Origin of the sequence: Desulfosediminicola sp. (assembly GCF_048381775.1) — a bacterium.
Classification (GTDB): Bacteria; Desulfobacterota; Desulfobulbia; order Desulfobulbales; family Desulfocapsaceae; genus Desulfopila; species Desulfopila ganghwensis.
Map to the genome: position 1 here is coordinate 87,717 of NZ_JBLXGE010000017.1, position 7,075 is coordinate 94,791.

A 7,075-nucleotide genomic window follows, 5' to 3' on the forward strand; every position below is an offset into this window, starting at 1 on the left:
TATGATAGTGATGTGAAGGATGATAAATACCCGAAGGGTTGCCTGTCTGAGCCTCGGAGTTTGTTGCTTGTGAGGTGCAACTACAAAGCTTAGTTTGAACTTTTTGTGCTGCACCATCAACAAAGAAAGACTGAATACGCTCGAGTCCATTAAGTGACAATGGCCATCACCGTTCCTTTCGAAATATCTTCTTCCTATGCCAGTCAAAACTCTCCATAGAAGGCCAGTTTTGACTCTCTTGGGGCCGAAACATCAATCTGTTTGAAAGTGTCAGTATATGGCCCGGTAGGTTGGTGTCTTTCATCACCGCCCTGGATACCATTACGTGGTATTTATCATCCACCGACATTAATCCCTCATCAAAGGACCAATGGCAGAGTTTGCACAGGGCAAGACCGTTGGTTGGGTTATCATTCTGACATTCCCTCCAGGGAATTATGTGGGCGGCATCAACGACAGTATGTCCTTCGGGTGTTTGCATTTTTATCCCGCATAAAGCGCAGCGGTGGGTGTAGATCTTTACTATGGCTTGCCTGAAGCCATGGTTGCGAACTTTGTATTGTAATTCTGGTGGTGTGTCTTTAGAGCGATAATTTACTTCCAACTCTGTTGTAAGAAGCAAGTTTGAATAGAATTTTGCTGCTTGGTTAACAAGGGCATGCTGTACGAGTGGAGCCCTGAAGGGTGGCTGAAAATATTTCTCTACTATGGCTAAACGGATTTTCTCCCGGCTCGTCTCCATCTGGAGAAGTTTAAACAGGTCCTCATCAAGCTTTACGCCCAGATAAATTTTTCGGAGTTGCGCCACTGAATTGATTGATCTGCCGGTATGATGAACTTCACCTTCTCTTGGCAACATATGCCAGAAGCCAGAGCGCTCAAGATGATAAAAGGGCAGTGCCATGCTGGCTTTGCGACCAGTGGGAGGCAGCAATTCGATATAGCTTTGAAAGGTTTCAGCCAGTTCAAAAGAAGGTTCTATAAAATTGCGGGTGATGATACCGGATGCGATATGATCAAGTATCGAAAGCAGCAGAAATGGTTTGTATGGCGAGCAATGATAGGTGTAATCGGCCCATGATTTTTTATTCTTATCAACCCGTAGGTTGGTAATCGCCTGCAGATACGTGTCGAGTGTGCTGCATGTCATGTTGTTGCCGAGGCTAAAGGATATATTTCTTCTGAGCCCTGCGTTAGTGAAAAATTTAATATTTATAGACTATTATCATAATCGTTGGCTCGGTGCCAGCTTCAGTTCTAAATGCTAACGATGATTTCATGAGTACGCTAAATGGATATGTAGCTGCAAACTCGTGGCGAACTCCGGAGAGGCAACCCGGGATAGACCACGATTGTTTTATTCCTGTTGATTTTTCTTCGCAAGAATGGCGCAAAGTCTTGAATTTTGGTGTTACATCTGTTGGCAAAATAGTATCTGCGTTCACCGGATAGTCAAATTTCAAGACCTGACTCGGCCCCATACGCCTTTAAATAATGGAGGCCTATGCATACGACACTAAAGGGTTGGGTTTAAGCCACGAGATCTGTGCAAACACTTGGACACAACATGGCACCGATAATTTTCTGGGTCCGCGAGTACGCGGACAGGGCCCGGTTAAAGGCTAGATTGCTCCACTGCGAGATGATCGCGGGTATCTCCGTTCCGCAATGTACCCTTTCAACCTACGCCTCGATCCTGATAGGTGACTGGTGCGGTAACGATTTTTCCGACACGTTACACCGAAAAAATGGGTGGGAAAAAGATCTGTATTCTGCACGTCAGGTTTTTCATTACAAGTTCGAAACCCTTGACAAGGAAAGGAGTTATTTCCCTTGTAGGGGGGGATTATCCATTGACAAGGGGCCTTTTAATGAGTGCCCCCAACACCCATATGAAATTCCTACCACATCAAATATTTTGGACATAGCTTTTCATGGATGTTCAGGTTTTTGAAAGCAGTAGTCTTCAAAAAATTTATTATCGCTACATATATTAAACAATATTAATTTGTAATTAATTTATTATTTGCGAATTACCGCATTATATTATAGGTTTACTAGCTTAAGGATAGCTAATAAACAGAAATATCCACGAGTAACTTGGCTCTGACTTACCACCCCCCCAGGAGGTCGCTATGTCACTACACCACCATAAGCTTCAAGTTCTTGCCATTCTTTCGGATAATTTGCGAATCCCCCAGCCTCAATTGGTTCCCACTGTTACTATTGCAAGGCAAATGAACATATCGTTGCCGAAACTCAATCAGATTCTGAAAACCATGGACGGCCTGGGTATAATCCAAACTGATTCAGACTTGCAATACAGCCTAATCACACCAAAAGGATTGAACTATCTCAGTGAACGACAACTGGTTGTTCCCACAATCTTCTAGTTTATACCCGTAACCAATAAATCGGCATGCGCGACTGAAGTTGACGCTCCTTGTCTAGCTTTTTAACACATGGGTTTTCATGAACACATCTAGTCAACACACCTATGATCACTACGTAAAAGCTCTGATGGATATCAGCCAAGCAATCACCTCTGATGTATTTTTAGAGGATTTGTTCAAGCTCATAGTAATGGTAACCGCCAAGGTCACAGACGTTGAGATATGTTCGCTATGGCTTGTTGATGAAAACGAGAATCCTCCCCTTATCAAATTAAAGGCCACTCAGTCCTTTGAGCCGGAATACGTAAAGGACAGGGCGTTGCGACTTCATGAAGGCGTAGTTGGATATGTGCTTTCTACTCAGCGTCCCTATGTGATTGATGATGTGAAGAATCATGACAAATTCAAGGAAAAAGAGATGGCCAACAGCCTGGGCCTGGTCTCAATGGTGAGCATTCCATTACAAGGCAAGGAAGACAAAGTTATAGGTGTACTTAACTGCTTTACCAGCCAGCCCCATGAATTTTCTGAAACTGATATCAATATGCTCAGCGCAGTCGCGAGTCAGGCGGCAGTTGCCATTCACAACACCGAACTTATAATAAAAACAAGAGTTATTGAACAGGAACTCCAGACCAGGAAGCATATCGAACGGGGAAAAGAAATTCTGATGGACCGTCGCCGAATGAACGGCGAAGAAGCATATCGCTGGATTCAGAAACGAAGCATGGATACCCGTAAATCTATGCTGGAAATTGCTGAAGCGTTGATCTTGTCAGAAGCTTTATAACCCTTAAACTTCATTGATTTCAATTATTTCTAACAGGTTTTTTCTTGACAACATAATTTAGTACAGCTACATTAGTTGGTCAAATATTATCGAAAACTGCACAAAGGCGTGTAGTTTATTCGTACTATTGAGACAACGGCGTCTGACTCCTCTATCCTGAGGACAGATGCCTTTTTTTTTGCTCGCGCACAATTACGTGTTAGGCGACTGTTCCCTGAAAATCATCACTTTCAACCGGAGATCGCTATGGGTAAAAAAAATAGTTTTTTGCAATTTTCGTAATATTTACCCCCCTCACACCTAACATCACTTCACCTGGATTGACTCATAAAAAAATGATTTCAGTATTCATTTAACCTGAAAAGGAGACGACCAAATGATTCAATGGCCCAAAAACAATGACGCTCTCGGTACTGTGAACAGAGGCAATCCCTGCGAATCCGGATTGTGCACTCTTTGTACCTCTGACTGCAAAGGCAAGTGTGAAACCTGGATGTCTTCCTTAAGAGGTCGCAAGATCCTCTATCCCAGAAATTTCGGTAAAATTACTTCTGGATCAAGCAATGTAACCTCTCTTGGCCTAGGGTATCATTCCCTTAGGATTCAGGGATATGCGTATGGGGCCAGTGGGTTAAGCGAAGGGATGACCAAAGATGCTGATGACTGCGTTTTCCCCAACGTCAATACCGAAACGGTTTTCGGCAATGAGGTTAAGGTGAAATGCCGTGTTCCCATTATGACTGGTGCTTTAGGTTCAACTTTTATAGCTACAAAATATTGGAATTCATTTGCAACTGGTGCTGCCATTTGTGGATTTCCCATTGTTATCGGTGAGAATGTTGTCGGTGTTGATAAAGAATCAAAATTAGGTGGGGGAAAAATATCCTCAGCGCCTGAATTGGATAGACGCATCGACATATTTAAACGTTATGATGATGGCCATGGAGCTATTTTCGTTCAACTCAATGTTGAAGATACCCGAAATGGGGTAGCGGAATATGTCATTAACAAATATGGAGATGACGTAATAATCGAGCTCAAGTGGGGGCAAGGCGCCAAGGTTATCGGGGGTGAAATTCAGGTCAAATCAATTAATTATGCGCTCTTTCTTAAAGAGCGGGGGTATGTTGTCGATCCCGATCCGTCAGACCCTAGCGTACAGGCTGCCTTTGAGCGTCGTGCCATTACCGCCTTTGCCAGACATAGCAGGCTTGGGGCTACCGAGTTGGATACCGCAGGTGAAGTACGCGAATCCTTTATGAAATCAGTTGATTATCTAAGAGGTCTTGGGTTCAAGAGAATCTCATTAAAAACAGGATCATACGGGATGGAGGCACTAGCAATGGCCATTCGATATTCTGCGGATGCCAAACTTGACCTACTGACCATTGATGGTTCTGGTGGCGGGACTGGCATGAGCCCGTGGAATATGATGGAACACTGGGGGGTTCCCTCCCTGGCTCTGCATGCCAAAGTCTATGATTATTGTAAGATTCTTGATGATCAAGGTATCAAGGTACCAGATATCTCCTTAGCCGGTGGTTTTGCCCGTGAGGATCATATATTTAAAGCTCTTGCTTTAGGCGCACCGTATACAAAACTGGTTTGTATGGGCCGTGCACCAATGATTCCTGGATACCTAGGTAGTAACATTGAAGGAACTTTTTACCCTGAGAGAAGAACGGAAATAAATGGAAATTGGGACGAACTGCCGCAAACTGTAAAAAGCTTTGGCAAGTATCCGGAAGAGATCTTTTCGGCCTGGGAGGATGTAAAACAAAAAGTTGGCGCTGATGAAATGAAGAATATACCTTTTGGTGCAGTGGCCATAGCAGGCTATGTTGATAAGCTCTCTTGCGGCCTTCAGCAGTTGATGGCAGGTGTACGAAAATTTAATTTATCAGAGATTACGAGGGATGAATTGTTTAGTGCTAACCGTGAGACAGAAAGTGAAACCGGCATTCCGTTCCTGACAGAAGCTCAAAAAGAATCTGCTGAGAAAATTCTCAAAGGATAATATCAAGTTAGGATGTTTTACAGGGCACATCGAGATACCTGCTCGATGTGCCCCGTTTCTTAATTTATAAAAGAGAATATGGGATTTGTTATTCTTTGAACTTCAGCCAGAGAAGCTCAGCAGGCTGTTCGGAGGGATTGCTCCAACTTCCCGGAATATCTTTCTGCAGATAAATTGTATCTCCCGGATTAACCTTGTACGATTGACTCTCGACTGTCATTTCCAATTGGCCAGAAATGAGATAGCCCAACTCTTTTCCTTTATGGGCAAAAAAATGCCCGCCCAATTTTTTACCTGGACGAATTCGTATAATTGTTGCTTCTGTCGGTGTATCGATGTCTGGCGGCAACAACAATTCGGCTTCGGCGTTGTCTTTGACAATTTTTGCCAATGAAGTAATTGATCGGCTGTCTGCAGGGTACAAAAAGACGTCTTGGTGAGCTCCAGATTCCTTGAATAATGTGGCAACTTCGACAGAAAGACTCTGGGCAATGCGAAACAGAGCGGGAAGTGACGGATAGATGAGATTCTTTTCCACTTGTGAGATTGTACTCGGGGTCACCCCCGTAAGCCCTGCTAACGCCTTTTGGGAAATACCACGCATAAGTCGAGTGGATTTTATTTTTGCTCCAAGGTCAAATCTGGGCTTAAGCTGCCTCTGGCTTTCGAAAACTATATTGGACCCTTCGCAGAGATATTGATGATGCTCATTGAGGAATTTAGAGTTCCGTTTTTCTGCTTTGAGAATCTTGAGCGTCGATTTTCCTCGGCGCACCGAAAGATCAATTGCAACCTGTGCTATCTTGTTGATGTTTGCTTTCAACCTGTTGGAGTGCGCTCCTTTCTCGATCAGCCAGTAAGCGATAGTATCCAGCTCGTAGAGTCGCGGACAAGTTTTGGCATAAAAAGCAATAACGTGATCTTCCCCACCCCAAAGCGACTGCATGCCGGTGAGACTATCGAGGATAAAATGCACTTCACCAGATAAAGTACTGTGCAGACCGTATATGGCCTCGCCGACCTGGTCCGGGCTCGTCGGGTCATTCACTTTTATGACTTTATAGGGCCAGAGGGCTCCATTTTTTTCATAGAACTTATTGAAGATTTCTGAGCGATCCCCTTTGCCGTTAGTAAAACAATCGAGAATCGTCAGGTTCTGGCTTTCCGCCTGCGAGCCGAGAAAAGATACTACATTTTTAGGCGAACGATCAAACGCCACATAGATTAGTGGCCTCTTCCTGTTCAGTGTCTCTTTGATAAAACACTGGCAGAATGCAGATGAGAAGCTACTGACATCTTCATACCAGAGAACATTATCGCCAATAAACAAGTCCCCCATGAGCCGGTCCAGCTCAGGTATACCCGATGAAACACGCTTCTTTTTAGAACTGGTTAAGGATGTTTTGCTCAAGGTATTATTAATGTCAATGAAAAACAGTGAGTAAAAAGTCTAAAGCAGCAACATTAAACTAAAAGTACAGTTATAAGATCGAGTTAAGCCTAGCAAATCGGTTGAAGTTATTCAATGTCTTTCCCGCACCTGCCCAGCTCACATGCCAGTTTTGACAGTGTTTGTGCTAATAATAAAAGGAAAAATAGAATATGGTACACGGAGTTCCTGAAAACGTGATCTTGCCACAATAACGTGGAACCATGATTAAGCCGTTTTTTTCCTATCCCACCACTCCTGCTCAAAGAGAGTTGGTGCTTTGTAGCCATTCGTAGAGTGTTTCCTCTGACGACTAAAATAGACCTCTATGTAGAGCTTCCTCAGAAAGAATCAACAGTGGTCTGACCCGAATGGCGCTAGTTTAAGCCTTTTTTTCATATCTGCTCCGATGCTGTATTTCGACCATTTCACTTCTAGGTTTGTTG

The 7,075-nt window shown here is 43.6% G+C and carries 4 protein-coding genes; 2 read left to right on the forward strand and 2 right to left on the reverse strand.

Annotated elements, in window-relative coordinates; genetic code table 11:
• Positions 1-166 precede the first annotated feature (166 nt).
• Entirely contained in the window at positions 167-1,150 is a 984-nt protein-coding gene (locus ACN5NT_RS21840; protein WP_419176895.1) for an HNH endonuclease, read from the reverse strand.
• A 1,322-nt stretch (positions 1,151-2,472) separates the two neighbouring features.
• Between ACN5NT_RS21840 and ACN5NT_RS21845 the strand changes: the two genes are divergently transcribed.
• Positions 2,473-3,183: a GAF and ANTAR domain-containing protein gene (locus ACN5NT_RS21845; RefSeq protein ID WP_136798764.1), complete on the forward strand. Its 711-nt coding sequence runs from the start codon at positions 2,473-2,475 to the stop codon at positions 3,181-3,183.
• A 376-nt stretch (positions 3,184-3,559) separates the two neighbouring features.
• Complete coding sequence (locus tag ACN5NT_RS21850; RefSeq protein ID WP_419176896.1) at positions 3,560-5,200, forward strand: glutamate synthase-related protein; 1,641 nt, start codon at positions 3,560-3,562, stop codon at positions 5,198-5,200.
• Positions 5,201-5,288: 88 nt separating this feature from the next.
• Here the strand turns inward: ACN5NT_RS21850 and ACN5NT_RS21855 are convergent, their stop codons facing one another.
• The gene (locus ACN5NT_RS21855) at positions 5,289-6,539 is read right to left on the reverse strand and encodes a cupin domain-containing protein (RefSeq protein WP_136799990.1); all 1,251 of its coding nucleotides are present in this window, start codon (positions 6,537-6,539) and stop codon (positions 5,289-5,291) included.
• Positions 6,540-7,075 lie beyond the last annotated feature (536 nt).

Coding starts and splice junctions, on each gene's coding strand:
- ACN5NT_RS21840 (WP_419176895.1), bottom strand. CDS start 1,150: ATGACATGCAGCACACTCGACACGTATCTGCAGGCGATTACCAACCTA.
- ACN5NT_RS21845 (WP_136798764.1), top strand. CDS start 2,473: ATGAACACATCTAGTCAACACACCTATGATCACTACGTAAAAGCTCTG.
- ACN5NT_RS21850 (WP_419176896.1), top strand. CDS start 3,560: ATGATTCAATGGCCCAAAAACAATGACGCTCTCGGTACTGTGAACAGA.
- ACN5NT_RS21855 (WP_136799990.1), bottom strand. CDS start 6,539: ATGGGGGACTTGTTTATTGGCGATAATGTTCTCTGGTATGAAGATGTC.